Raw genomic sequence first — 23390 nt, 5'->3', positions numbered from 1 at the left:
AGCTGTCCTTACGGATGATTTCTGCCTAGAACTCGGATATGGGGGAGTCTGTTTGGTCGGTTTATATGATTCGTTGCGGGGATGGTTCCCTTTACACGGGGATAGCGACGGATGTGGAGAGGCGATTCTCGGAACACGAGGGGCAGGGGCCGAAAAGTGCGAAGTATCTGCGGGGGCGGCTGCCGCTGGAGGTGGTTTATCGGGCGGAGATCGGGAACCGGTCGGAGGCGAGTAAAGAAGAGCTACGGTTGAAGTCGCTGAGTAGAAGCGCGAAAATGAAGATGTTGAATATCAGTTGATTGCAAGATTTCTGCTAGCTTTTGGGTTTCGTTCGAGTAGTGTTCTAGTGAACTTATGGGAATGGAGGAAAAGTTAGCAATTCTGGCGGATGCGGCGAAATATGATGCTTCGTGCGCTAGTTCCGGGGCACAGAGATCGGACTCTAGTAATGGAAAGGGAGTCGGGTCTACGGGCGGGGCGGGTATTTGCCATTCGTATGCTCCGGATGGGCGATGTATTTCGCTCCTGAAACTGCTGCTGACTAATTCCTGTATCTACGATTGCCATTACTGCATCAATCGCAGGTCGAGCAATGTGCGGCGGGCGGTGTTTACTGCAGAGGAGGTGGTGAAGCTGACCCTAGATTTCTATAAGAGAAACTACATCGAGGGCTTGTTCCTAAGCTCGGGAATTATCCGGAATGCGGACTATACGATGGAGCAGGTGATCGCGGTGGCGCGGACATTGCGGGAGGTGCATGATTTTCGTGGATACATTCACCTAAAGACGATTCCGGAAGCCTCGCCGGAGCTGATTGAGAAAGCGGCGCGGTATGCGGACCGGATTAGTATCAACATGGAGTTGCCGACCCAGAAGAGCTTGGATCTACTGGCGCCGGAGAAGAATATGGCGCGGACCAAGGTGGCGATGGGGCGGATCCGTCACAAGCTGGAGGAGGCGAAGGAACAGAAAAAGGATGGGGATAAGAAATTGCGGCATGCCACGGGGCAGAGCACTCAGGTGATTGTCGGGGCGGATGAATCGACTGATGCGGATTTCCTAGCGGGATCAGATGAGCTGTATCGGTCCTATAAATTGAAGCGTGTATATTACTCGGCGTTTAGCCCGATACCGGAGCCTTCTTCGATATTACCTTTGAAGGCCCCGCCACTGGTGAGGGAGCATCGGTTGTATCAGGCGGATTGGCTGATGAGATTTTATGGATTTAAAACTGATGAGATACTAACGGCAGAGCAGCCGAATCTGGACCTCGAGCTGGATCCGAAATTGGCGTGGGCGTTAAGGAACCGACAGGATTTCCCGGTTGATATCCAGAAGGCTTCGCGTGAGGTGCTGCTGCGGGTTCCGGGCTTGGGAGTGAGAAATGTGGATCGAATTTTGCGGATAAGGCGATTTACGAAGATACGCTTGGCGGACCTCACGCGGCTGCGGGTTTCCTTGAACAAGGTTCTCCCGTTTCTGATTACGGCGGATCATAATCCTTCGGCGTATTTATTGGATTCGGATCGGTTACGGGCGAAGTTCGCGCCGAAGCCCCAGCAATTGGAGTTATTGTTTTGAAGAGCTATGAGAAGCGTGGATCCGGGGAGTGATTTTGAAAGTTGGCGGGAGGCGGCGAAGGGATTGTTGGGGGAGAGTATTCCGCCAAGCGAGGTGATATGGGAGAAGGAGGAAGGCTTGTTCGACGGGGGAGGTATGGAGAGCGGGGCGGTGGGGTATTCGGCTTTTACGGTTCCAAAGGATTTCGTGGGGCTAGCGCGGAATGTGGCGTGCCATTGCGATGAGAAGCGGTGGGCTTTATTATACCGGATTCTGTGGCGAATAGTGAAAGGCGGTGAGCGGAATTTGTGTGCAATCGCGAGCGATAGCGATGTGGCGAGGGCTTTGTTTTTGCAGAAAAATGTGAGGCGGGAGATTCACAAGATGCATGCGTTTGTGAGGTTCAAGCTGGTGGATACGGATGGTGAGACCGGGAGGGAACGTTATGTGGCGTGGTTTGAGCCGGATCACTTTATTGTGAAGGCAGGAACTCCGTTTTTCAGGAAGCGTTTTGCGAATATGGATTGGAGCATTTTCACTCCGAAGGGTTGTGCGCATTGGGATGGGAAGGTGCTGAGATTTTCCGAAGGGGTGGCGAAAAATCCGGTAGAGAATCCGGACGCACTGGAGCGGGCGTGGCGGACTTATTATGCGAGTATTTTCAATCCGGCCCGGGTGAAGGTGAAGGCGATGAAGGCTGAGATGCCGGTGAGATATTGGAAAAATCTGCCGGAGGCGGGATTGATCGAGGAACTGATCGACCAAAGTAAGAAACGTGTGGGCGGGATGATGGAGGAGCAGTTGAGGCCGGCGAAGGATGCTCCGAAGAACAAGTATTTGGGGAGGCTGCGGGAGATGACGGATGCTCCGGTGTGTCATGGACCTCAGGAGGGGCAGAGTTTGGAAGAAATGGCTGAAGCGGCGCTGAATTGCAGGGGTTGCCCATTGTGGGGGCATGCGACGGGAACGGTTTTCGGTGAGGGGCCGGCACATGCGCGGGTCATGATTGTGGGGGAGCAGCCGGGCGATCAGGAGGATGTGGCGGGTAGGCCTTTTATTGGGCCTGCGGGGAAATTGCTGAGAGAGGCACTTTCGGAGGCAGGGCTGGCTGCGGATGAGATGTATCTGACGAATGCGGTGAAGCATTTCAAATGGACACCGCATGAGACGCCCAGGGGAAAAATGAGGCTGCATCAGCGACCGGGGAAAACGGAGATCGATGCGTGCCGGCCATGGGTCTTGGGAGAGCTGAACCGGGTGGCGCCGGAAGTGTTGATTTTACTCGGCAGGACGGCGGGGGAATCGCTGGTAGGAAAGAGTCTGCCGGTGATGAAGGCGCGTGGTTTGATCGAAGCGGATCACCTGGCGCCGAAGGTGATTTTAACGGTGCATCCTTCTTATCTCCTCAGGCTTCCAAAGGGGGCTGGAAAGCAGGAGGAGTATGAGAGGTTTGTTGCTGAGCTGAAGTTGGCCCTGCAATGAGAACCGGGATGGGAAAAAGTAGCTTAGGAAGTGCTCTTTGCCGGCTCGTCCGCATCTGGTTCTTCAAGTTCATGTTTTCTGCCGAGATAGATGCCGACGAAGCCCCATACTACGGCTACGCCCGCGCCGATGCAGAGTGTGGCGGGAGTTCCGAGATGTAGCCAGCCATCGCCGAGAAGCGCGATGATCCAGATCCAGAAGACGTCTCCACCACGATAGACGGCTACATCGATGATGGGTTTTGTTTTGAAACGGGCTTCCCGGTCCACTGCGGTGTATAGAATTTCCCTTGCAGGGCGGGTGATAGCGTAGTTTCCAGAGCGGCGGACGACCTGAAGTGCAAGCACAAGGATGATGGCCGGGTTCGCACTGAGTAGGAGCAGCAGGCCGCCGACAACGAAGGGAACGAGCGACAGAGTGGTGGGCATACCGAATTTCCGGGCAATTCGATTGGTGGCGAAGATGCCGATGACGATTGTCAGGACATTTGTGGCGAGTTCCACGCTGCCAAGGAGTTCCGTTCTTTCCGAGCTGGAGTAGTCTGCGAGGAGGCCGGTCTGGGTGGAGTAGAGGAAGGCGCTGATGCCGGTGAATAGGAAAATGAATGCGGCGATGCCGATGAGGCGCTTGTGGGTGATAAATTCAGCGAAGCCGGAGAAGGGGTTCCGGTTTAGGGAAAGAGAGGACTGGTTGCGCTCCTGCTTTTCGAAAATTCGGTTGAGTATGGCTATCAGCGGCAGGGTAAAAAGGAGGGCTCCGCTGGTGACCAGCAGAATGTTTTCCACGCTCATGCTTTCGGCCAGCCATAGAATCAGGATTGGGCCTGCGATGGCGCCTACGCTGGCACCGGTGTTGATGAAGCCAAAGATGCGTTTGCTCTGGTCCTTTGAATATTGCTGCGAGAGGAAACTCCAGAAGACAGAAATATGGAACAGGCTGAATACGCTGCTCCAGACGTAGAATATTTTACCGAGGAAACCGGGATCAATCCCCGCCTTGAAGGCGAGATAGAGACCGAGGAAAGTGCTTGCGAAGAATACGAAAACGCCGGGCACCAGCTTCCTGAGACTGATTGCCGAGGCGAAGACGTTGTAGATGGAAACGGCGATGGTGGAGACGATGAAGGTGTAGGTCCACTGCTGGGCGAGACTGACATCGCCCCAATCGCTGGGTAAGGCATCGCGGACCGGCTTCACGATCATGTATGAAGCCATGAGGACGAAGATGAAGAGAAAGGAGATTACAGCTCCAGATATTTCGGACGGCCGAATCTGGGTGACTCTCTCGAAGAATCCTTGGTTTGAAGACATCTGATGGGATGGGTTTTAGAAGGTGGTCGGCTGCGGCTTTTACCAGGGAAGTTCCTTGCCGTTGTAAAACCAGAAGCGGCCGGACTTCTCTTTGGTGAGATTTTCGATGAGGGGGATCATTTTTCCGATGCTTTCCACAGGCTCAAGATCACCGTTGCCCATGTCTGTCTGATTGTGGCCGGGGGCGAGGGAAATGACGATGAAGCCTTGTTTGAAGAGTTCGCCGTGGAGGTTGTTGGTGACCATGTTGAGTCCTGCTTTGCTTACGCCGTAGCCCCAGGCTTTGGAGCGGTCGGTGGAGAGCTGGCTGGAGCGGGTGGAGATGTTGATGATTTTTGGAAATTTAGAGAGCTTCAGGCTGGGCAGAAGTGCCTGGGATACGAAGATCGGTCCCATGGTGTTGACCGTGAAGCAATCGATCATTTCCTGGCGGGTGATGTTATTGATCTTCGCGGTATTTTTACCGACGGAAAGTGTGGGTCCGAAATAACCGGCATTGTTGATGAGGATATCGAGTTTCTTGCCTTTCAATGCTTCGGCTAGAGCGGCGATGTCTTCCTCGCTGGTGACATCGAGTTTCATGACTTCTGCTCCGGTGTCCTTGAGTTCGGTCGCTTTTTCAGGAGAGCGGGCGGTTCCGATAACGTGGTAGCCTTTTTCTCCAAATTGTTTGGCGAACTCGAGGCCGAGGCCGCGGTTTGCTCCGGTGATGAGGACAGATAATTGCGTTTCCGCGGGTTCCTCAGCGTTTGTCTCGGAAACGAAGGCGAGCAAAGTAGCGGTGAGAAAGAGACAGAATGTTTTGAGGGAGAGTTTACGGTAAATTTCCATTTCGATTGGGTTTCTTTTGGTATTGGCAGTTGTCACTACGCTGTGAGAAGAGGTGATATTGCAACTATTAGGCTTAATTGATCCATGGATAACATTTCTACTAAATAGAAAAGGGGCACGGCCATTCGGCTATGCCCCCTCCAAATAGGGTTCTATTTATCTTAAATCGTAACTTGAGAATTAATTTCGGCGGCGACGGAGTGCTAGCATGCTGATGCCTCCGAGCAAAAGTGCTGATGTGGAAGGCTCTGGAATAACAGTCAACATTCCAGTAAGCTCGGAAAATTCGTAACCAACTGAATTTTCATAGATGGTCCACTCATCGCCAGATTCGGTAAAACTACCATTGGTGGTGAGTGCAGAAAAGGTTGAGCTGAAGGTTTCGGTGAGGGTCGTGACATCGACAATTTGCCATGCGTCACCGACTGTGGTGCCTGCAGCAGCAAGATCGAAACGGAATTCACCATTGAAATTGGCAATCCCGTTACCGCTGACTTCGTTATTAATAGCTGTTGCACCAATTTGGAAGAGGAGCTCGGCATTGTCAGATAGCGTGACGGCCCCCCCATTGATGACAGTGTTGCCTGTGTAAGTATTTACGCCGCTCAGTGTCAGTGAGCCTGTTCCTGTCTTGGTGAACCCGTTAGTGCCCTTCATTGGGGCTGAGATTGTCAGTGTACCTGTGCCCTCATGGACAATATCCAGACTGCTACCCAAAGATATGTCGCCATTTCGAGTTGAGCCCATAGCGCCAATTATAGAGATGTCGCCGATGGAACCGCTCGTGATATTGATCGATGAATTCCCGGAGTCGGCACTGAATGTTAGTGTACGATCAAAAGCAGCGCTTCTGAAGATGTTGATTATATGGCCATTTGCCCCAATTGTATCGTCAAATGTTATACTTCTAACCGTCCAGTTGTTTCTCGTAATTGAGCTGTTATTTGTACCATTTGTGAAAACCAAATCGGTGGTGTCAAGGCTAGCCGGAGTGGAGCGAGTAATGAGATCTTCCTCTAGCCAATTAGCTTGATCCCATCTTGATGTGGCTGGATTTGGGCCGTCCCATGTCCAGATTGCAGCTTGTGCTGCTCCCGCCAATAGGAGGCAGAAGCTGATTGTTGTAAGTGTTTTTTTCATTTCTAGGGGTTTGGAGGATCAGCCATAAAAGTATCAAAAGTTTCTGATGTAAATAAAAATTGTTAGATCCGCTGAGATTTGAATCTCACTCGTGCGGTGAGAATAATTTTACTGGAGGATAGGGCCGTTTTTTTCATCGAATGGGGGACGAGGGATGCTCTTTGTTGCGTTTTTAGGCGGGGTTTGCTTAGTTTTTCCGGATGGCAGATTCGGCGCGGGCGGACAAGTGGTTGTGGGCGGTTCGGTTTTTCAAGACCCGGGCTTTGGCGGGAGAGGTGTTGGGGAATGGAAGGGTGAAACGGAATGGCCACACTTTGAAGCGATCGTCATCGATTCAGGTGGGGGACGAGTTGGAGATCCCGTTTATAGAGGGGCCGGGGGCAAGAGATATTCTGGTAACCGGTGTGTTGGAAAAGCGGGTTGGTGCACCCGAGGCACAGGCTTGCTACGAGGATCGCACGAAGGAGGAGGTCTACGAGGCGCTGAAGCAGTGGCAGATCAATCGGCGGGAGGCCCCGAGCGGGAGGCCGACGAAAAAGGACAGGAGGGCGATCGATCAGATCAAGCCGGCCTGGGAGTGGGATGAGTGAAGTTACCCCGGTGCGAGATTCAGTGGGAGCCGAGCTTTTTGCGGAGGGCGGGATAGTCGATTTTTGCGTTGTGGCGTCTATCCAAGGGGATGGAATCGATTTCTATGATTTGAGAGATACCGAGGTTTGCTGCCAACTCGGTGATTTTGGGTGAATCCGGGTGGTTTTCGATGACCAATGTTCCCATACCTTTCCATTCGAGAGCGGCGGTGCGGGTGTTTGGGAAGGATTCCCTGAGGGCGGATTCGATGGCGAAGGGGTATGCCAGTTTTTCGTCGTGCGGATGTGTCGGGAGTTTCTCGGAGGCGCGGCCGAGGAGCCAGATTTGGCCGTCTTCATCGAGGTAGCCGGCGTCTCCGGTGCGGTGCCAGATTTGGTTGGCGAGGTGGATTTTTGTATCGGAATCGCCGATTCCATCGAGGTAGCCGGGGAGGACGTGTGGGCCGGAAACGATGATTTCTCCGGGTTTCCCAGAGGGGAGCTCGATTTCGGCAAGTTGCTCAGAGGTGAGTTCAAATAGGGAGGTGCCGGATTGGTTTTTGATGATTTTTAGTTGGATCTCCGGGACGGGTTTTCCGGTGCAGAGTCCGCCGCCAGAGCGGGTGATTTGGCGGAGTTCCTGGTTATAGGATCGGGCAGGGAGGTGGGCGATGGGTTCGGCTTCGGTGGAACCGTAGACGGAATGGATGCTGGCGTTTGGAAGGGCGGTGAGGAGCTTTGCGAGGAGATCCGGGAAAACCGGTGCGCCGCCGGTGTAGATTTTTTCGAATTTGGGAAGGCTGTGGGAGAGGGCCTGAAAGAAGGCTGGTGACGCGGCGCAGCGGGTGACTTTGAAAGTTTCGCATTGGCGGAGGATGGCCTGGTGATCCGGGGTGCCGGGCTTTCCGAGATTGGTGTCTGCGAGGACGCTGGTCATGCCTGAGGCGAGATTGGCGAGGACGAATACGGGCAGGGTGATGAGATCCACCTCTCCGGGCCTGAACTCCATTGCGTGGGAGAGGGCGCGGTGCTGGGCGAGGAGAAAGCCGTGGGTGCGGATGGCGGCTTTCGGGAGGCCGGTGCTGCCGCTGGTGAAGGTGATGAGTGCGTGTTGGGTGTCCGGAACATTGGCGAGCGGGATGGATTCTCCTGCGTTTTTCCATGGATGGGTGCATGGAAACCATGGGCCTGTGCGGATGGAGGTTTTGACCCTGCGTAGCTCGGGGATGGCGAGGCGGAGCGCTTGGGCTTTCCAGGGGCCAAAAAAGGCATCGGGAGCGGTGCGCTGGCAGCAATGTGAGATGAACTTCCGGCCTGCGGAGGGATCTGCGAGCATGACGCGGATGCCGGAGTGGAAGGCTGAAAGGAGGATTTCGTAGAGCTCGATGGAGACGGGCTGGAAGACGAGGATTGTGTGGTTTTGCCGCAGGCCTAGGCTGTGGAGGTGGGCGGCGCCGCTTGATATGCGGTCTGCGAGTTGCCGATAGGTGACTATGCGATCGGCCCCGCGCTTCCCATCGATGAGGGCGGGGCGATCGGGGAAAAGTGCGGCGTTTTCGAAGAGAAGGGAAACGAGGTTCATAGCGGTTTTGCTAGTAGTGCGTAGCGCCGGAAGACGGTTCCCTGGTGGCGGGTGGTGATTTTCAGCGAGGAGTTCGACTGGTGTTGGAGTGCGTGGATGGCGGTGGTGTAGCCTTTTGCTTTTCCGGTGATGTGGAGTTCATCGACGAGTAGACTGCCGAGTCCGGGGCAACGGGCGGCGGGGTCTACGGCGAGGGTTTTGACGATGAGGGCGGGTTTCTCCCCGCGTGAGAGGGCCTGGAGGTCGGGGATTCCGAAGACGAAGCCGACGGTTTCCGTGCCGCGTCTGGCAAGCTTTACGAAGTCCGTGTCGATGTGTTGGCTGATTTTTTTGTAGGCCTGGGAGAAGGGGGCTTCCGCGAGTGGGGTATAGAGGAAGTTTTTTGCGAAGGCTTTGAGGCTGAGGGAATAGATGTGTTGGAGCTCGGTTTCGAATTTTGTCTGATCGAGGTTTTCGATGGAAATACCGGAGGATAGAATTCGTGATTTCAGTGCTGTGGAGACGGTAGTGGATCCATCGAGGGGGAGGGTGGATGAGGTGTAGGTGGCTAGTTCCGCAAAGCCGGATTCCATCCACCAGTCCGGGTAGGTTTCGGGGTTGGTGGGCTCCAGGAGAAACGGGGGACGGCCATCGCTGTCGATGACGAAACGATATGTTTTCCAGGTGTTCTGGTTCATCGGGCCGATTGCGATCGAGCAGCCTTGGGAGCGGAGATGTTCGGTGGCGGTTTTGAGAATGATCTCTGCGGATGTAGCGTCTGGAGCGGAAAAATCGCCGATGACGCCAGTGTGTTGGCCATTGTAGTTTGGGGTGTCCTTCCACCAGAGGGATGCGCTGGCGGTTCCTGAGTCCGAGGTGAATTCAACGATCGCATCTGCGGAGGAGTCTTCGGGGAAGGTGATTTGTGCGGATTTCATCGGCAGGTTTTTAATTTATAAAAGGTTCCGGAAGAGGAGGATTGGCAAGGATGCGGTGAGAGAAATTGTTCCTCTGACGAACCAGGTTTGGGAGGAGGTCAACCGATTCCAAAATCTGGAAGGGCCGTCTGAGAGGTAGAGGATGACGAGCTGGATGGCCATGGAGGTGGAAATTCCGGCGAGACCTAGGTCCGGCGAAATGTGGTGAAAAGAAACTGCCAGAACCCAAGGCAGGCAGGCGATGGCGTGTGAGATGACGGCATCGATTCCAGGCGGCTTTTGGCGGTTTCCGGCACGGAGTGTGATCAGACGGGAGACGAAAACGATGGAAGGTGGGATGGCGAAACGCCAATCAGCGAGAACAGCACAACCGTAGCCGAGCATGGCGCTGCCGAGGAGTGCGGCACCGCTCAAAAGGGAGGAACGGAAGGCGGTGAGGACGAGGGCGAGGAGAAGGATTAATACTAGAAAGCGTGTGCCAAGTGCTTGGTTTTCAAGAGGTAGAAGCCGCTGTAGGATGAAAAAACAACCTACGGGAAGTAGGATGTTATCGAGTCCACGGTCTGAGAATCCCTCGGTCATCATGGCCAAGGTGGCGAGGATGATGGCGATCCAGAGTGCGTTCGGGGTGTTGATTGTGCCGCTGAGAAGGAGGGGGATGGAGATGCAGGCGAAGGCAACGAGGAGAAATCCGATGGAGCCTTCGATGGATTTTTTCCCTTTTCCGGAGATGTAGTGGAGTTTTCCCCAATGAGTTCCGGCGAGTGCGGCCGCGGCATCGGCGAGGGTGAGAATAAGGATAGGAATGACGAAGAGTAATACGTCGCCGCCAGCGAGTTGGAAGACGGTGGCTACGGCGGGGGCGAACAGGATTTCTCCGTAGGAGGGGCGGCTGATGCCGTGGAGGACTTTTCCGAAATGTTTTTTTAGGAATGGAATCGTGCGGAGTCCGAGGATTGGAAGGGTGGCGATGAGGGCGAGGATCCAGACAGGGAGAGGGCGGTGAAAAATCCACGGGAAGGTGGCACAGGTGAGCCCCATGATGACGTGGATGGATTTTCTGGTGAACTCCGGGGAAAGGTGAAGTGGGCGGGCCAGGAGGCGAATGAGCGAGAATGCGGCTAGAAAGCCGGTGAGGACGGCGCCGATAATTGCGCATTCCGTGGTGGTCATGAACGGACCTCCTCGAGGACGAAGCGGCTGTAAAAGAAGGCGCGGTCTTGCTCGAAAAGGGTTTCGGCCCGGGCGGTGAGTGGGTGGAGGAGGTGGGAAAGGGAATCCGGGCGGGAGCGTGGGGCGAGCATGTTCCAGTAGGCGATGAGTGCGCCGGGGGAGGATGCGGAGTGGATTTTGGTGAGGAGGGCGGAGGTGTTTTCCTCGCTCATGTATTCGAAAATATCACTGAGGTTGAACGCGTCGTAGGGGTGTCCAGTAGGTTGATCGAGGAGGGTTTCGAGAGGGCCCTGGACGATTTTCAATCGATTCTCCCGGAGTGCGTTTGCGATGCGGGAGAAGTTTTTTTCCTCAAGAGCTTCCGGGAGGGCAGTGCAGTGGGTGCCGGTGAGGATCCAGTGGAGATAGGGGTTTTCCGATGGGTCCAGGTGGACTAGGGCGTGTCGGGTGCGGGAGAGTATGCGGTCGGCGACGGAGCCTTGGACGTATTTGAAAAATTCGGGGTCGCGGCCGAGCGCGCCCATTGCTTTGCGGGAAAAGAAGAGCTGGAAGATCCAGTTCCAGCGGCGGTTGTTCCAATGTTTTTCGTAGAATGCCTCACGCTCAGCCGGGGTGCGTTTTTCGAGAAGGGAGAGGACGCGGCTGCGGGGGTGGGCGAGTGGGAGGACGAGGTTGCGGAATTTCTCGAAGTAGCGCTCGAATTTCCCGGCGGAGGCGATTCCCTGCTCGATCTGGATGGGGTGTGAGTCCCAGAAGTGCTGGATTTCCGGGGGGAGAATTTCTCGGCATGACTGGTAAAGCTCCGTGCGGCGGGTGGAGGGGCGGGAGCCGAGGAGTTCTAGAAAGGCGGGATGGTCGAGGGTAAGATAGGCGGCTTTGCGGAGCTGGATGCAGGCGATCTGGGCGGGGTTCATTTCCGCGATGGTGACGCTCTGCGCACCGGCGGCGAGGAGGGCGAAGCTGTTATCGCCGGCGGAGCCAATGCTGACGCAGTGTTTCCCGGAGGGGGCCAGGCCGGTGGTGAGAAGCTTGGAGTCTTCCCAGCATTGTGCGTAGCGGATGATGGAAAAATCCGCCCGGTTCTGGACTTCGGAGAGGCTCATGACTCCAAAATGGTGATGGCGCCGGTGGAGCCGTTCATTTCCACGAGGTCACCGGTTTTGAGGGTGGTGGTGATGCCGGGTAGGGAGACGATGCAGGGAAGGCGGAGTTCACGGGAGACGATGGCGGAGTGGGAAAGCAGGCTGCCGCGTTCCACTAGAAGTCCGGAGGCGGCGGGGAAGAGGACGACCCAGCCGGGATCGGTTTGGCGGGCGACGAGGATTTCTCCGGGTTCGAGGCGGGCGCCACGGGGTTCGATGACCACCCGGACACGGCCTGTGACGATGCCGGGGCATGCGCCGGTTCCTTTCAGAGATGATTCGGTGGTAGGTGGTGGGGCGGTGGATTCGAATTCCTGATGGAGGTGGATGGGACCGCGGGTCTGAAAGCGATCAGGTGGGGATAATTTCTCATATTCGGTGAATTCGCCGAGGCGTTGGGTGGCGAGTTTCTCCAGATCGGCGGTGGTTCCAGTGGCTTCCCAGGTGGAGAGGATTTCTCCGATTTCCAAATAGAAAATATGGTTGGGATCCTGAAGGTGACCGGTGGCGTAGAGGCGTTTCCCTAATTCACGGAGGATGGTGCGGACGGTTCCGAAGAGGCGGGTGCGCTCGAAGCGTAGATTTTCGCGGCAGCGGATGCGTTCGCGTGCTTGTTTCAGGACGTAGTTGAAAAGGGGCTTTTGCCACCAGGATAGCGTGATTTCCGGTGGAGCTGGGGGTGGTGTGGCATCGGCCGGAGGGCGCATGGCCATGGTGCCGATGGAGATTAGGAGGCTTGAGGAATCGTCGCGGACGGTGGGGCTTTCGAGCTTCAGCTCTTCCATGCAGCGGTCTCCGAAATCGGTGAGGTAGAGCTGGAATGCGGTGTCGAGCTCCCGGTTTCCGCGGATGGCTTTGAGCTTTTCGGCGACGGGGATTTCGTAATTTGCGAGGAGTCTCGGAAGGGTGGCGTGATTGGCGGCTATGGCTGCCATTTTCATTATGCGGCGGGGTGGCTCCGCGCTGATGATTTCTCCGCTGTCGAGGAGGAGGTCGTTCTGAAGCGTGCCGTTTTTGTCTCCGGCCCATTTTTCGCAGAGACTGCCGAGCAGGCCGTAGAAAATCATGGCGAAGAAGTCGTTGACCAGGGGGGCGTCCCATTTTTTGAGGAGCTGGCGTTCGAGATCCCGGTAGAAGGCGACGAGTTCCTCGCCGCTCATGTGCGCGGGAGGGGTGGAGGTGGTGGAGGTGGTGGAGAGGGCTTGGTCGAGGCGGGACTGGAAGGCGGAGATCTGGCGGGGGAGGCCGATCAACTGGCGGATGAGTCCGAGGCCTGTGCGGGCGAGGTTTAGCGAGTCAGATAGGCGGCTGCTTTTGTTTTCCGTGATAATTTTTTGAACGACTTCATCGGGTAGGGGTTCACGAACACCCATCATTTTTTCCATGAAGGAGCGGTTCAACTGGAAGCCGGGGAGTAGCGCGAGGACGCGATACCAACTGACCAGGTTGTAATAAACCCGGCCGTGTATGAGGCCGAGCATCTGCGGGAAGACGTCGTCCGAGCGGGTGATGCGCGAGGTGGGGACGGACATCAGGACGCAGAATTCGCGGTAGGCGGATTCGTAGATGCGGCGGGCGAATGAGAAGGTGAGCGGGGTAGTGACGCCGCCGTAGCTTTCAGCGATGTTGCTGTTATCCCAGATGCGGAGAGTGTCCTGTGGGTCGGGTGTGTGGTTGAGGGTGGTGATGGGACGGGATTGGAGGAGCCAGAGTTTTCCTCCGGCATCAATGGCCCACTCGATGTCCTGCGGGCAGGAGGATGCGGTGGCGCAGCGGCGTGCTAGTTCGGCAATTTTTTCTGCCTCGGCAGAAGTGATGGCGGAGGTGGTGGGCTGTTCTGTGATTCTGTTGTCACGGCTGAGTTTCCAGGTTTCTCCATCGACCTCGCCCGAGACGAGTTTCTCGCCATTTCCCTGGACTGCGGAAATGACGACGGTGCCGCGCTCTCCGGAGACGGGGTCCGCGCTGAAGGCTACGCCTGCACTGCGGGGAAGGATCATGCGCTGGACGAGGACAGTCGGGGCGGTGGGGATCGGCAGTTTATGCTCGCGGCAGTAGGCGTGGATGGCTTCGCTTTCGGCCGAGGCGCGGACTTGCGAAATTTTTACGAAAACCTGTTCTTCCGGGACTTCGAGGTGGGTCTCGAACTGGCCTGCGAAGGAGTGACCGGAGCTGTCTTCCGAGGAGCCGGAAGAGCGGACGGCGTAGGGTGCGGGGCCGAGTGAGCGGATGTTGTCCTGGAGAAAACTGGGGGTAAACGGTGTCTCCGGCGGGATTGCGAACCAAGGCGGGATTTCAAATCCGAGAGCGCCGAGGCGAGCCAGGGCGGCTCCTTTTCCTCCCAGGAGGTGGGTTTCTGTGGTTTCGGGATGGAGGAACATGGGAAGGTGACTGGTGCCGGGCGAGCAGTGGAAGACTAAGAACGTGTGTGATGAAGGACGAGTGGGATCAGGCCGAGCATAAGATAGAGGCTAAGCGTCCAGAGGGCGGAGATGTATTCGATTTTCTTCCCCGGGCGGAGTGTGGTGCGGTAGCGGTATGCTTCGAATGCGGCGACGAGGAAGAAGATCGAGAGGACGATGAGGACCGGGGTTGAGAACTGGATCGCGTGGGCGGCGAAGGCGGCGGATGCCAAGGTGGCGGCGAGGGCTATGAGCCAGACGATGGAAGCACGGCCTTTTCCCCAGAGGCGGGAGTAGGTCTCCACTCCTTCTTCTTCATCGGCTGGCTGGCGGAGTTTCCTGCCGAGTTCGATGACGATTCCATTGAAGAAGCTGGCGGCGAGGAACCAACCGAGTCCGGTGGGGGCAGTTGCTCCGCGGGGTAGCCACTCGCAGGAGGTGGCGAAAAAATCGACTAGCGGCATGATGCCCATGTGGCTGACGAGGTAGATGACCGGACGGTTTTTTAGCCAATCCCGGGCGAAAAATTCGACGCTCATGAGTGCCAGGTAGCTCCATGCGATGGCTAGGATGAGAATGAGGCGTGGGTCGAGAAGTAGAACGAGACCAGCCTGAACGAGGGCGGCCACGATGAAAACAATGCGGAGTTCCTTTAGTGAAACGAGGCCGCGGGGGACGGCGCGGTAGGGGCGCCATTTTGCATCTTCTTCCGCGTCCTTGAATTCATCCGCGATGCGGAGCTGTAGAAACATGAGCAGGCAGACGATGAATGCTGTGAGGAACATCCATGGGGAGGGGATGGGAGAGCCACGGAGCAGCGAGGAATAGCTGACGGCGCAGGCGCTGAAGGCGGCGATGAGGGGGCCGTGCGCGAGTAAGGGGAAGCGCTCTTTCTGGTAGGTGAGCCAACGGTTCATGAGGGCTTGCGGGTGCGGGCGAGCTTGCGGTGTGCGCGGGAGAAATGGCCTGCGCTGAGGGCGGCGATGATGGAGAGTTCACCGGCGAGGAGGAGGCCTGCGCAAACTTCCGCGAGGGCGCGGGATTTTCCATTTCCGGCGAGTCCCATCATTTTCAGACATGCCTGCTGGGTGGGTAGGCTTGTGCCGCCGCCGACTGTGCCGACCATGATTCCGGGCAGGGTGACCGAGGCGTATAGTGAACCGTCTTCCAATGCTTCGAAGCGAGTGATGCCGGTGGCGGACTCTGCGACACAAGCCGCGTCTTGCCCGGTAGCGAGGTAGAGTGCGGTGAGGCCATTGGCGAAATGCCCCTGGATACCGATGGTGCCGCTGAGGACCCCGCCGATCGCGGAAATTTTCCAGTAATCCTCCATGTCCCGCGGGGTGGTCTGGAGAAACTTCCGGACGATTTCCTGCGGTAGTTTTACCTCGGCAGTGACTTTTTTCCCGCGGGCGGAGGAGAAGGCACGTGAACTGGCTTTCTTGTCTCCGGAGAGGTTAGATTCGATATAGTGCCTAGTGGGTTTGACCGGGCAGGTGGCGATGATTTCATCGCAGATGGCTTGGGTGGCAAGGGTGACCATGTTTTGGCCGGAGGCGTCGCCGGTGGTGTATTCAAAATTCGCGTAGACGTGATTTCCTTCCACTGTGCAACCAAGGTCGATGAGCTTTCCGTGGGCGGTGGTGGTGGTGGCGATTTTTTGGAAGGACTCGAAGTGATCGACCGCCCAAACAACGAACCTACAAGCATCCGTGGATGATTCGAAAATGAATGCCGGGGCGCGGCTGATGCTTTCGTTGAGAACGATTGCGGAGCAGCCGCCAGCTGCGGTGATCGTGCGGCAGCCGCGATGGTAACTGGCGACTAGAGCTGCTTCCGTGGTGGCGAGAGGGATGGGGAAATCACCTTTTGCGGAGAGGCCGTTGATGCGGAGTGGGCCGGCGACGCCGAGGGGCATTTTGAGCAGGCCGATGGCATTCTCGATGTTGCCTTGGTAGGTGGTCAGATCTTCCTTTTCCCCGTCGAGCAAGACGTTGGAGATTTCGCGGGAGATATTCAGTTTTCCGAATGCCTTGTAAGCTCGCTCGTTGGAGATTTTTCCCCATGAAGGGAGTTCGCAGGAAGGTGCCGATAGATCGGGGAGGAGTCGAGCTGCGGCTTCTTCCATGCTGGAACCATCCAGGATGCGGTTGGCGTGATTGTGTGTAAGTCCCCGTTTACCAGACATTGTAAGAATCTCTGTGTTGGCGCGCGCTACGTCAACCGAGATTGATGTTTCCGTGGAGGTGCTTCCGGTGCTGATTTGCCAGCTAGTGATTCCTGAGCTAGAGGTGGTAAGTTTCGTTTTTACGGGTGCGATTGTACCCTTTTACGAAAAAATTAAACCTAGGAGCGTTTGTGAAAAATAAGAAGATTTCTGAAAAAAATGGGCTGGTTACCGGCTTTCGAGGTGGGTTTCTCGGGCTTTCGATGGCTGCGATGGTGTTCACTGCTTCAGCTGCGGAAGAGGCTTCAGGTGGTGAGCAACCTACGGTTGTGATAACCGGGGCGAACCGGGGATTGGGTCTGGAGTTTGCGAAAAAATTCGAAGCCGAGGGCTACGAGGTGATAGGCACCGCCCGGAAGCCGGAAGAGGCGAACGAACTGAAAGAAGCTGGCGCGGAGGTGATGGAGCTCGATGTGACCGATGACGAGCAGATCAAGGCGTTCGCGAAGAAACTGGACGGTAAGAAAATAGACATCCTGATCAACAATGCGGGAATTTTTCCGAGGTCGAAAGATCGCGAGGATATGATGATGACCTATTCTGTGAATACTTTGGGGCCTTATTTTGTCTCGGAGGCGCTGATTCCAAATCTGAAGAAATCCGATTCCCCGAGAATTGTGAATATTTCATCCGGATTGGGGCAGCTGACGGATGGCGGGGGAAGTGCGAGAGGATATTCCTTTAGCAAGGCGGCGCTGAATATGGTGACCCGGAATCTGCATTCATCATACAGCAGCGATGGGTTGATCGTGATCTCCGTGAATCCGGGCCATAATAAAACCGATATGGGTGGTGACGGCGCTCCGCTTGATCCGAAGAATACGGCTGCCAAAATTTTTACGCTGACGGAAGCGCTCGAGCCAGGGCAGTCGGGTGGATTCTGGCTGTATAACGGGAAGAAACTGGATTGGTGAGCTGCTGGCTGCAGTTTCGCGGTTCGCGTTCTGTGGTCAGGAACTTTGTGATAATAGGCCTTCCAACCAGTGCGGACTTGGTTTGGTGGCTGCTCCGAGGAGCGCACCGACTACTGCGCCCCGGTGGCAGTTATCGCCGCCGGTCATGGCGTTTGCCGTGATGGCTGCATCGAAATCTTCGTGATATTTCCATGCGAGGTAGAGGGATGCGGGCATGGACTCGGCGATGTAGCAGGCGGGGCTGAAGCGTTGGCCGATGACGTGGGTGTCCGGCTGCGCGCTCCATTTATCTGCTTTCTTCCCGGAGATCCAGTCACCGGCTTCTTTCTGGATGGCTTCGCGGAGTGGGAAGCCTTCGTGGATGCGGAAAATGAGGCGGGTGAGGGTATCGGCGGCGCGGAGGACGTTTGCGTGAGCGTGGGTGAGGCCGACGTGTTCTTTGACTGCGGCGCGGAGTTCCGGGAGTTCCAATTCTTTCAGGACGTAGCATAGGGCAGGCACCTGCGCGAGACCGCCGATGTGCTCGTCGTGGATGGAGCATTTGCGGGGGGCTTTTCCCTGCGAGTATTTGGTGAAGAAGCCGCGGTGATATTCCTCCAGATAGGTGTCTTTGTGGTTGCCGGGGGTGAGCATGAAATCGATGTAGTGGGCGAGCCATTCATCGGGGTTGTAGCCGCCATTTTTCTCGGAAAGTTTTACAAGTTCCCCGGCGAGTTGGAAGTTGAGGGTGTTTTCTCCGGCTGTGAGAAACTGATGATAGTGGATGCCGCGCTGCCCCCAATATTGGGCCTGGTCGTGGAGGATTTCGCCTTTTTCGTTTCGGGCGTTATATTCGGATCGCCAGAGAATGGAGCCGGTGTGGGGGTTCTTCGGAGGTAGATAGTTGGTGATTTCGCCGTATTCGTTGCGGAGAGCTTCGCGATCGTAATACCAGTGGACGGGCATGGATGCAGCGTCCGCGACTAGAGAGCCGAGGTATGCGTTTTTAAAAGTGTCTTCATTCATGGTTTCAGACGATTCCGCCATTCACGCGAATGATTTGAGCGTTTACCCAAGCGCCGTCCGGGCTCGCCAGAAATGATACGACACCGGAGATGTCTTCCGGCTGTGCGAGGCGTTCCAGGGGGGACATATTGGATAGTTTTTCGATGAATTCGTCGGATTTCCCGTCGAGGAAAAGGTCGGTGGCGGTGGGACCCGGGGCGATGGCGTTGACTTTGATTTCCTTGCCCCTGAGTTCTTTTGCCATGATGCGGGTGAGAGTTTCCACGGCGGCTTTGGTGGCGGCGTAGATTCCGTATTTTTCGAGGTTCAGGCCGACGACTGATGTGGAAACATTGATAATACTTCCGCCATTCCGCAGGCGGGTAGAGGCCTGGCGGAGAGTTTTGAAGGTGCCTTTGAGGTTGGTGTCGATGTGTTTGGCGAGGCTTTCATCGTCGGTTTCCGAGATGGGAGCGAGTGCCATCACGCCGGCGTTGTTCACAAGTATGTCGATGCGGCCAAAGGCTTTTTCGGTCTCGTCGAAGAGTCGTTTGACGTCTTCGGTCTTGGAGACGTCCGCCTGGACGACGATGGCTTTGCCACCGTTCAGAGAATTGATTTCATCGGCCACTTCGTTGGCCTCCTTTTCGCTGCCGGAGTAGTTGACGACGACGTTGATACCGTCTTTTGCGAGACGTTTGGCGATTGATGCGCCGATACCTTTTGAGGACCCGGTGATGATGGCGGCTCTTGTTTCTTTCATGTGAGATTTTAAGAGGGGAATGCGGTGGAGCAAGGGCGGGTTTTCGGGGAACTGATTCCAGCTGCCTGTGAACGGGTGTGAGCACGTTTAGGTTAAATCAGTAAGGTTGCTTTTTGGTGAAGCCGGGTTTTTGTGAGGGATGAAATTTTCATCTTTGTTTCTCTACCCTGTTTTTCTCCTTGGGTTTGGTTTGGGCGGAAACGCAAAAGAGGTGGAGATGATTTCAGCGTTCGGAGGAGACGAAGGGGAGGCAAAGTGGTTCCCGGTGGATGACGGGGTGATGGGTGGAGTTTCGAAGGGCGGACTGGAGGTGAAGGAGGGGAATTTAATTTTCTCCGGAGAGATATCGTTGAAGAACAACGGGGGTTTTTCGTCGCTACGGAAGGTGGTCAAGGGTTCCGATTTTTCCGGGAAGGATGGGTTTGTGATGCGGGTGAAGGGAGATGGGCGGACCTACAAAATGCGGATTGAGACGGATGCGCGATTCAATGGATCGGAGATCGGTTATCAGGTGGATTTCGAGACGAAGGACGGCGAGTTCATTGAGGTCAGAGTGCCGTTTGCTTCGTTCGAGCCCGGCTGGCGCGGTCGCGATCTGGACGGGCCACCGATGGATCTTTCGAAGGTTGAGGAGATCGGACTGGTTTTGGCGGATGGGAAAGAGGGAGAGTTTAAGATCGAAGTGGATTGGATCGGGGTGGAGTGATCAGGTGAGGTCCCCGCTATCGATGATGGCTTGGTGAATTTCCGGGAGCTGTTTTCTGAATTTGAAAAATCCTGCGGTGGCTTTCGGCCAGAGCTGTCGGTCCCAACTTCGGACGAAGGGTTCTGGCTTTAGCTGGAGGTTGCTGCTTTCAAAAAAGTCTCTGGTGGGGCCTACGGTGGGCAGGGAAATGACGATGGAGTCGAGTTTCTCCGCAGAGATCCAGTCGTTCACGGCGCTCTCGAATGGACCGGTGAGGAGGGTGCCGCGGGCGAGGTGCAGGGTGTCGTTGATAGCGCCGGTGATAAATTTTTCTACCAGGGGTGTGGTCAGGATCTGGGTAGGGACGAAGGCGGCGGTGGCGGTAATTTTCCCGATGGATTTCGGGGGCGGGGCGAGGTCATCGGGGAACATGAGGTGCCCTGTGCGGCCGGACGAAGTTGGATTGTTGGGGAGGCTGAGGGGTTGTTTTTCGAAGTCTGTATCTTCGGTGATGGCATCGGCTGATTCGTTTAGTTGGCTGGCGGGGTTGAATCGGCCATTGGTGAATTCTGCGATGTTCGAGGCGCGGGCGAGGTAGTGTTTGCCTTTCGTGTGGAGTCCGGCGACCCAGCGCCAGGAGAGGGTGTTCGAGGCGGGGTCTGCATCGAACAGGTTTTTCAGAAAGAAGTCTGCGCCGAGCTGCCACGGGAGTTTCAGCGTAAAGATCCAGATGGATGCGAACCACATGCGGGCGTGGTTGTGGAGGTAGCCGGTGGCGGTGAGTTCGTTCACCCAGTGGTCGAAGCATTTGATACCGGTTTCGGCAGAGGTGGCGCTTCGATAGTTCGGGAGTTCTTTTTGCTTTTCCAGGCCGGCGAGGGTGGATGTGTAGTGGCGCCATACGGCGGGACGCATTTCCAACCAGCCCTTCCAGTAGGTGCGCCAGGCGATCTCCTGGAGAAATTTTCCGGCGGCGTGGGGGCTGTGTTTTTTGAGGACGACGCGAGTTGCTTCCTGCTCGGTGATGAGGCGGGTGCGGATGTAGGGGGAGAGACGGGAGACTCCAGAGTGGTTTCCGGCGCCGAGGTCGAAATTGCGGCTGGAGGAATATTTCGCAGCAAGCGGGGCGAAGTCTTCCAGTTGCTGCAGGGCGGCGGCGCGGGTGGGAACGAAAGGCATGGCAGCTTTAAGCTGCGGCGGATTGGCGGATGGGCAAGGGCTTTGCCGGGTTTGCCAGATTCAGCGGGGGGTGAGGTGGATTTTTAGTCCGTTTTTAATGCGGAGGGTGATGGCTGGTTCGGGCTCGGCGAGTTGGCCGGGGAGGGGGTGGATTTTGAAGCGCTGGAGGATGCTGGGGAGGATGATGCGGGCTTCGGCGAGGGCGAATTCCTTGCCGATGCAGAAGCGTTGGCCGGCGCCGAAGGGGAGATAGGCGGGGTGATCGTGGGTTTCGAAGCGGGTGGGATCGAAGGTTTCGGGATCTTGCCAGAAATCGGGGTGGCGGTGGAGGGTGTAGGGGCTGATGATGACTCCGGATCCCTTCGGGATATGGTAGCCGCCGATTTCATCGTCTGTGATGGCGCGGCGTTCCATGGCCCAGATGGGTGGGTAGAGACGGTTGCTTTCCTCGAAGACCTGGAGGGCTTTTCTGAGGGCGGGGAGATCGGCCATGGTTGGCGGAGCGGTGCCGCAGGTTTGGATAAATTCCGTGGCTACTTCATCGGCGGTCTCCGGGTGGGTGGAGAGTAGGTGGAGGGACCATGCAAGGGAGTTGGCGGTGGTTTCGTGGCCGGCGAGGAGGAAGGCGATGGCTTCGTTGCGGACGTCCTGATCGGAGAGTTGCTCGTTGGTTTCCGCGTCCTTTCCTTCGAGGAGCATGGTGAGGAGATCGGGGACGGCGGGCGGGTTGCCGCGGTGTGAGGTGATGAGGGCGGCTACGATTTCATCGACTTCGGCCAGGGCTTTTTTAAAGCGAAGGTTGGCTGGGGTGGGGAGGAAGGCGGGGAGGCTGATGATGCTCTGGTATTGGCTGTAGGTATGGGAGACGAGGGTGTGCATGGCGTCCTCGACGGTTTCCGCTTCGCGGGCGAGCTCGGTGCCGAATAGGCAGAGGCCGACGATGCGGAAGGTGAGTTTCATCATTTCCGAGGCGACTTCGATGGGCTCTCCTTTGGATGCTTTCTCCGACCAATCGTCGAGCATGGAGTTGGTGCATTTCGTGATGGTTTCCAGGAATCCTTCGATGGCTTCGCGGTGAAACATCGGCTGAATGATACGGCGGCGTTTTTTCCAGGAAGGGCCGTTGGCGGTGAGCAGGCTTTCTCCGCAGATGAGGCGGAGGGCGGCGGAGCTGCGGGATTGTTTGTCGTAGTTCTGGCGGTTTTTAACGAGGACGTGGGAGATGTGGTCCGGGTGATTTACGAGATGGATGGTGAGTGGGCCGATGCGGTAGCGGACGATATCGCCGTGGTCACGGGTGCCTGCGAGCATGAGGCCGAGGACGTCTTTGCGGAGTCCGTTCAGGTGCCCGGTGAGGAAGTTTGCGGGAGGGCTGGGGGCTAGGTTTTTCACGGTCACTTGATTTCGTATCCCCAGCGGGAATAGTGGTGGCTCCAAGCGTTCTGGAGGGTGAGTTTTTCCCCGGCGGTGAGGGGTGGGAATTCGTTTTTCCGGTAGTTCTTCAGTGTGGCGTTGTAGGTCTGGATTTTTTCCAAGGCTTGGTCGGTGCCGGGGATGTTGAGTGCCTGATAGATGTTCCGGATGGTGGATGTGGGGTCGGCCTCCAGGTCGGTGAAGGCGATTTCGTGGAAGTTTTTCTTAGGGATGAGAGGTAGGTCTTCGAAGAATGCATCGAAGAGGGATTGGTAGCGGCGGAAGATTTGTTGGTCGAAATCGGTGGTTTCCGGGCGCTGGAGGTAGGTGAACCAGACGGTGGTCTCGTAGTAGTGGCGGAAGGATTGGAAGACTTCCTGTGGGTCGCGATGGATGTGGACGAATTTCGCATCGGGAAACATCTCGAGAATAATGGCGATGCGGGCGGTGTGCGCGGGGGACTTGAGGAGAAGGGCCTTGTCGTATTTGTGGGTGAGTTTTTTGAGGAATTTTCCGAAGGAGTTTTTCCAGGTGGATCGTTCTGCCGGGGAGGCGGTTTTGAAGGAGAGAAAGCGGTCGTATTCGGCTTCGTGGCGTGGGAAGGTGATGCCGAGATAGGGTGAGAGGAGGGAATCGAGGAGGGGTGCGAATTCGTCTTCCTGGGGGGATTGGAAGTTGAGGGCGACGTTGTCCATTGGGCGCTTTTCCGGGATCATCCATGCGAAGCGGCGGGTGTTGGTTTCCTCGGTGGTGAGGAAGGTGTGTGGGTTTACGACTTGGTAGGTATTGGCGTAGGCGAAGTTTCCGGTGTCCTGGGCGAGGAGGTTGTGGAGGTGGGTGGTGCCGCTGCGCCAGTGGCCGAGGATGAAGAGCGGCGGGCGGGTGATTTCGGTTTTGCCGAGTATCTCGCGGAACTTTTTCTCTTCACGCTTGCGGTGGAAGGAGTTGAAGAGGCTGAGGAGCGAGATGACGAGGGCCCGGTGATAATAGGTGGGATCGATTTTCCAGCGATTTTCCCTGAGCAGGCGGAGCCAATCGCCGGTGGTGATGCCTGCGAGGTAGTTGTTGGAGATGCTCCACCGATGTTTTGGGCTGGTTTTCAATTTCCGGGAGATCA

Annotated in this window: 21 protein-coding genes; 6 read left to right on the top strand and 15 right to left on the bottom strand. The window is 56.3% G+C overall.

The features are described 5' to 3' along the window. Positions 1-38: 38 nt before the first annotated feature. From AAGA79_RS14270 to AAGA79_RS14260, 3 genes are read left to right on the top strand one after another with little or no spacing between them, the layout of a single operon-like run. Entirely contained in the window at positions 39-299 is a 261-nt protein-coding gene (locus AAGA79_RS14270) for a GIY-YIG nuclease family protein (protein WP_411826487.1), read from the top strand. Positions 300-354: 55 nt separating this feature from the next. After that, complete coding sequence (locus AAGA79_RS14265) at positions 355-1581, top strand: putative DNA modification/repair radical SAM protein (RefSeq protein ID WP_411826486.1); 1227 nt, start codon at positions 355-357, stop codon at positions 1579-1581. 6 nt (positions 1582-1587) lie between these two features. After that, complete coding sequence (locus AAGA79_RS14260; protein WP_411826485.1) at positions 1588-3042, top strand: UdgX family uracil-DNA binding protein; 1455 nt, start codon at positions 1588-1590, stop codon at positions 3040-3042. A gap of 23 nt (positions 3043-3065) precedes the next feature. Here AAGA79_RS14260 and AAGA79_RS14255 read toward each other — a convergent pair whose 3' ends face one another. The 3 genes from AAGA79_RS14255 to AAGA79_RS14245 all read right to left on the bottom strand — a co-directional run bounded on the left by AAGA79_RS14255 (position 3066) and on the right by AAGA79_RS14245 (position 6323). Then, on the bottom strand, positions 3066-4352 hold the full coding sequence (locus tag AAGA79_RS14255) for an NTP/NDP exchange transporter (protein WP_411826484.1): 1287 nt from the start codon (positions 4350-4352) through the stop codon (positions 3066-3068). A gap of 39 nt (positions 4353-4391) precedes the next feature. Continuing rightward, complete coding sequence (locus tag AAGA79_RS14250; protein WP_411826483.1) at positions 4392-5183, bottom strand: SDR family oxidoreductase; 792 nt, start codon at positions 5181-5183, stop codon at positions 4392-4394. Between the two features lie 180 nt (positions 5184-5363). Beyond that, complete coding sequence (locus AAGA79_RS14245) at positions 5364-6323, bottom strand: autotransporter-associated beta strand repeat-containing protein (RefSeq protein WP_411826482.1); 960 nt, start codon at positions 6321-6323, stop codon at positions 5364-5366. A 200-nt stretch (positions 6324-6523) separates the two neighbouring features. On the opposite strand from AAGA79_RS14245, the gene AAGA79_RS14240 reads away from it, so the two are divergent. Next, positions 6524-6913, top strand: a complete 390-nt coding sequence (locus AAGA79_RS14240) for an RNA-binding S4 domain-containing protein (protein WP_411826481.1) — start codon at positions 6524-6526, stop codon at positions 6911-6913. A gap of 19 nt (positions 6914-6932) precedes the next feature. Here the strand turns inward: AAGA79_RS14240 and AAGA79_RS14235 are convergent, their stop codons facing one another. Genes AAGA79_RS14235 through AAGA79_RS14205 form a run of 7 tightly spaced genes read right to left on the bottom strand, consistent with a single transcriptional unit; the run spans position 6933 to position 16296 of the window. Next, positions 6933-8474, bottom strand: coding sequence for an AMP-binding protein (locus AAGA79_RS14235; protein ID WP_411826480.1), 1542 nt, complete (start codon positions 8472-8474; stop codon positions 6933-6935). Next, positions 8471-9391 (bottom strand): GNAT family N-acetyltransferase, encoded by a 921-nt coding sequence (locus tag AAGA79_RS14230; protein WP_411826479.1) that lies wholly within the window; start codon positions 9389-9391, stop codon positions 8471-8473. Before AAGA79_RS14230 ends, AAGA79_RS14235 begins: the two co-directional genes overlap by 4 nt. Positions 9392-9406: 15 nt before the next feature. Beyond that, complete coding sequence (locus AAGA79_RS14225) at positions 9407-10564, bottom strand: hypothetical protein (protein ID WP_411826478.1); 1158 nt, start codon at positions 10562-10564, stop codon at positions 9407-9409. After that, positions 10561-11667 (bottom strand): DUF3419 family protein, encoded by a 1107-nt coding sequence (locus tag AAGA79_RS14220; RefSeq protein WP_411826477.1) that lies wholly within the window; start codon positions 11665-11667, stop codon positions 10561-10563. The genes AAGA79_RS14225 and AAGA79_RS14220 overlap by 4 nt, the downstream gene beginning before the upstream one ends. Next, the gene (locus tag AAGA79_RS14215) at positions 11664-14087 is read right to left on the bottom strand and encodes a PEP/pyruvate-binding domain-containing protein (RefSeq protein WP_411826476.1); all 2424 of its coding nucleotides are present in this window, start codon (positions 14085-14087) and stop codon (positions 11664-11666) included. Before AAGA79_RS14215 ends, AAGA79_RS14220 begins: the two co-directional genes overlap by 4 nt. Before the next feature lie 35 nt (positions 14088-14122). Beyond that, on the bottom strand, positions 14123-15025 hold the full coding sequence (locus tag AAGA79_RS14210; protein ID WP_411826475.1) for a UbiA family prenyltransferase: 903 nt from the start codon (positions 15023-15025) through the stop codon (positions 14123-14125). Then, positions 15022-16296, bottom strand: coding sequence for a hydroxymethylglutaryl-CoA reductase (locus AAGA79_RS14205; RefSeq protein WP_411826474.1), 1275 nt, complete (start codon positions 16294-16296; stop codon positions 15022-15024). The genes AAGA79_RS14210 and AAGA79_RS14205 overlap by 4 nt, the downstream gene beginning before the upstream one ends. A 170-nt stretch (positions 16297-16466) precedes the next feature. Between AAGA79_RS14205 and AAGA79_RS14200 the strand changes: the two genes are divergently transcribed. Beyond that, the gene (locus AAGA79_RS14200) at positions 16467-17249 is read left to right on the top strand and encodes an SDR family oxidoreductase (RefSeq protein WP_411826473.1); all 783 of its coding nucleotides are present in this window, start codon (positions 16467-16469) and stop codon (positions 17247-17249) included. A gap of 36 nt (positions 17250-17285) precedes the next feature. Here AAGA79_RS14200 and AAGA79_RS14195 read toward each other — a convergent pair whose 3' ends face one another. Together AAGA79_RS14195 and AAGA79_RS14190 are read right to left on the bottom strand one after the other, a co-directional pair. Further along, positions 17286-18254, bottom strand: coding sequence for an ADP-ribosylglycohydrolase family protein (locus AAGA79_RS14195; RefSeq protein ID WP_411826472.1), 969 nt, complete (start codon positions 18252-18254; stop codon positions 17286-17288). Between the two features lie 4 nt (positions 18255-18258). Continuing rightward, positions 18259-18996 (bottom strand): SDR family oxidoreductase, encoded by a 738-nt coding sequence (locus tag AAGA79_RS14190; protein ID WP_411826471.1) that lies wholly within the window; start codon positions 18994-18996, stop codon positions 18259-18261. 139 nt (positions 18997-19135) lie between these two features. Here AAGA79_RS14190 and AAGA79_RS14185 point away from each other — a divergent pair, with 139 nt between their 5' ends. Beyond that, a complete protein-coding gene (locus AAGA79_RS14185; RefSeq protein WP_411826470.1) occupies positions 19136-19702 on the top strand; it encodes a CIA30 family protein in 567 nt (188 codons plus the stop codon). Here the strand turns inward: AAGA79_RS14185 and AAGA79_RS14180 are convergent, their stop codons facing one another. From AAGA79_RS14180 to AAGA79_RS14170, 3 genes are read right to left on the bottom strand one after another with little or no spacing between them, the layout of a single operon-like run. Beyond that, the gene (locus AAGA79_RS14180) at positions 19703-20860 is read right to left on the bottom strand and encodes an FAD-binding domain-containing protein (RefSeq protein WP_411826469.1); all 1158 of its coding nucleotides are present in this window, start codon (positions 20858-20860) and stop codon (positions 19703-19705) included. It abuts the gene before it with no gap. 60 nt (positions 20861-20920) lie between these two features. After that, a complete protein-coding gene (locus AAGA79_RS14175; RefSeq protein WP_411826468.1) occupies positions 20921-22252 on the bottom strand; it encodes a cytochrome P450 in 1332 nt (443 codons plus the stop codon). Between the two features lie 2 nt (positions 22253-22254). Then, positions 22255-23376, bottom strand: a complete 1122-nt coding sequence (locus tag AAGA79_RS14170) for a sulfotransferase family protein (RefSeq protein ID WP_411826467.1) — start codon at positions 23374-23376, stop codon at positions 22255-22257. Positions 23377-23390: the final 14 nt, after the last annotated feature.

The organism is Luteolibacter sp. AS25, assembly GCF_046736275.1.
Classification (GTDB): Bacteria; Verrucomicrobiota; Verrucomicrobiia; order Verrucomicrobiales; family Akkermansiaceae; genus Luteolibacter.
The sequence above is the reverse complement of the archived record's forward strand: the minus strand, read 5'-3'. Positions and strand labels throughout refer to the sequence as shown.

Coding starts and splice junctions, on each gene's coding strand:
- AAGA79_RS14260 (WP_411826485.1), top strand. CDS start 1,588: ATGAGAAGCGTGGATCCGGGGAGTGATTTTGAAAGTTGGCGGGAGGCG.
- AAGA79_RS14210 (WP_411826475.1), bottom strand. CDS start 15,025: ATGAACCGTTGGCTCACCTACCAGAAAGAGCGCTTCCCCTTACTCGCG.
- AAGA79_RS14240 (WP_411826481.1), top strand. CDS start 6,524: ATGGCAGATTCGGCGCGGGCGGACAAGTGGTTGTGGGCGGTTCGGTTT.
- AAGA79_RS14255 (WP_411826484.1), bottom strand. CDS start 4,352: ATGTCTTCAAACCAAGGATTCTTCGAGAGAGTCACCCAGATTCGGCCG.
- AAGA79_RS14205 (WP_411826474.1), bottom strand. CDS start 16,296: ATGTCTGGTAAACGGGGACTTACACACAATCACGCCAACCGCATCCTG.
- AAGA79_RS14190 (WP_411826471.1), bottom strand. CDS start 18,996: ATGAAAGAAACAAGAGCCGCCATCATCACCGGGTCCTCAAAAGGTATC.
- AAGA79_RS14185 (WP_411826470.1), top strand. CDS start 19,136: ATGAAATTTTCATCTTTGTTTCTCTACCCTGTTTTTCTCCTTGGGTTT.
- AAGA79_RS14250 (WP_411826483.1), bottom strand. CDS start 5,183: ATGGAAATTTACCGTAAACTCTCCCTCAAAACATTCTGTCTCTTTCTC.
- AAGA79_RS14270 (WP_411826487.1), top strand. CDS start 39: ATGGGGGAGTCTGTTTGGTCGGTTTATATGATTCGTTGCGGGGATGGT.
- AAGA79_RS14225 (WP_411826478.1), bottom strand. CDS start 10,564: ATGACCACCACGGAATGCGCAATTATCGGCGCCGTCCTCACCGGCTTT.
- AAGA79_RS14265 (WP_411826486.1), top strand. CDS start 355: ATGGGAATGGAGGAAAAGTTAGCAATTCTGGCGGATGCGGCGAAATAT.
- AAGA79_RS14180 (WP_411826469.1), bottom strand. CDS start 20,860: ATGCCTTTCGTTCCCACCCGCGCCGCCGCCCTGCAGCAACTGGAAGAC.
- AAGA79_RS14220 (WP_411826477.1), bottom strand. CDS start 11,667: ATGAGCCTCTCCGAAGTCCAGAACCGGGCGGATTTTTCCATCATCCGC.
- AAGA79_RS14235 (WP_411826480.1), bottom strand. CDS start 8,474: ATGAACCTCGTTTCCCTTCTCTTCGAAAACGCCGCACTTTTCCCCGAT.
- AAGA79_RS14215 (WP_411826476.1), bottom strand. CDS start 14,087: ATGTTCCTCCATCCCGAAACCACAGAAACCCACCTCCTGGGAGGAAAA.
- AAGA79_RS14230 (WP_411826479.1), bottom strand. CDS start 9,391: ATGAAATCCGCACAAATCACCTTCCCCGAAGACTCCTCCGCAGATGCG.
- AAGA79_RS14245 (WP_411826482.1), bottom strand. CDS start 6,323: ATGAAAAAAACACTTACAACAATCAGCTTCTGCCTCCTATTGGCGGGA.
- AAGA79_RS14195 (WP_411826472.1), bottom strand. CDS start 18,254: ATGAATGAAGACACTTTTAAAAACGCATACCTCGGCTCTCTAGTCGCG.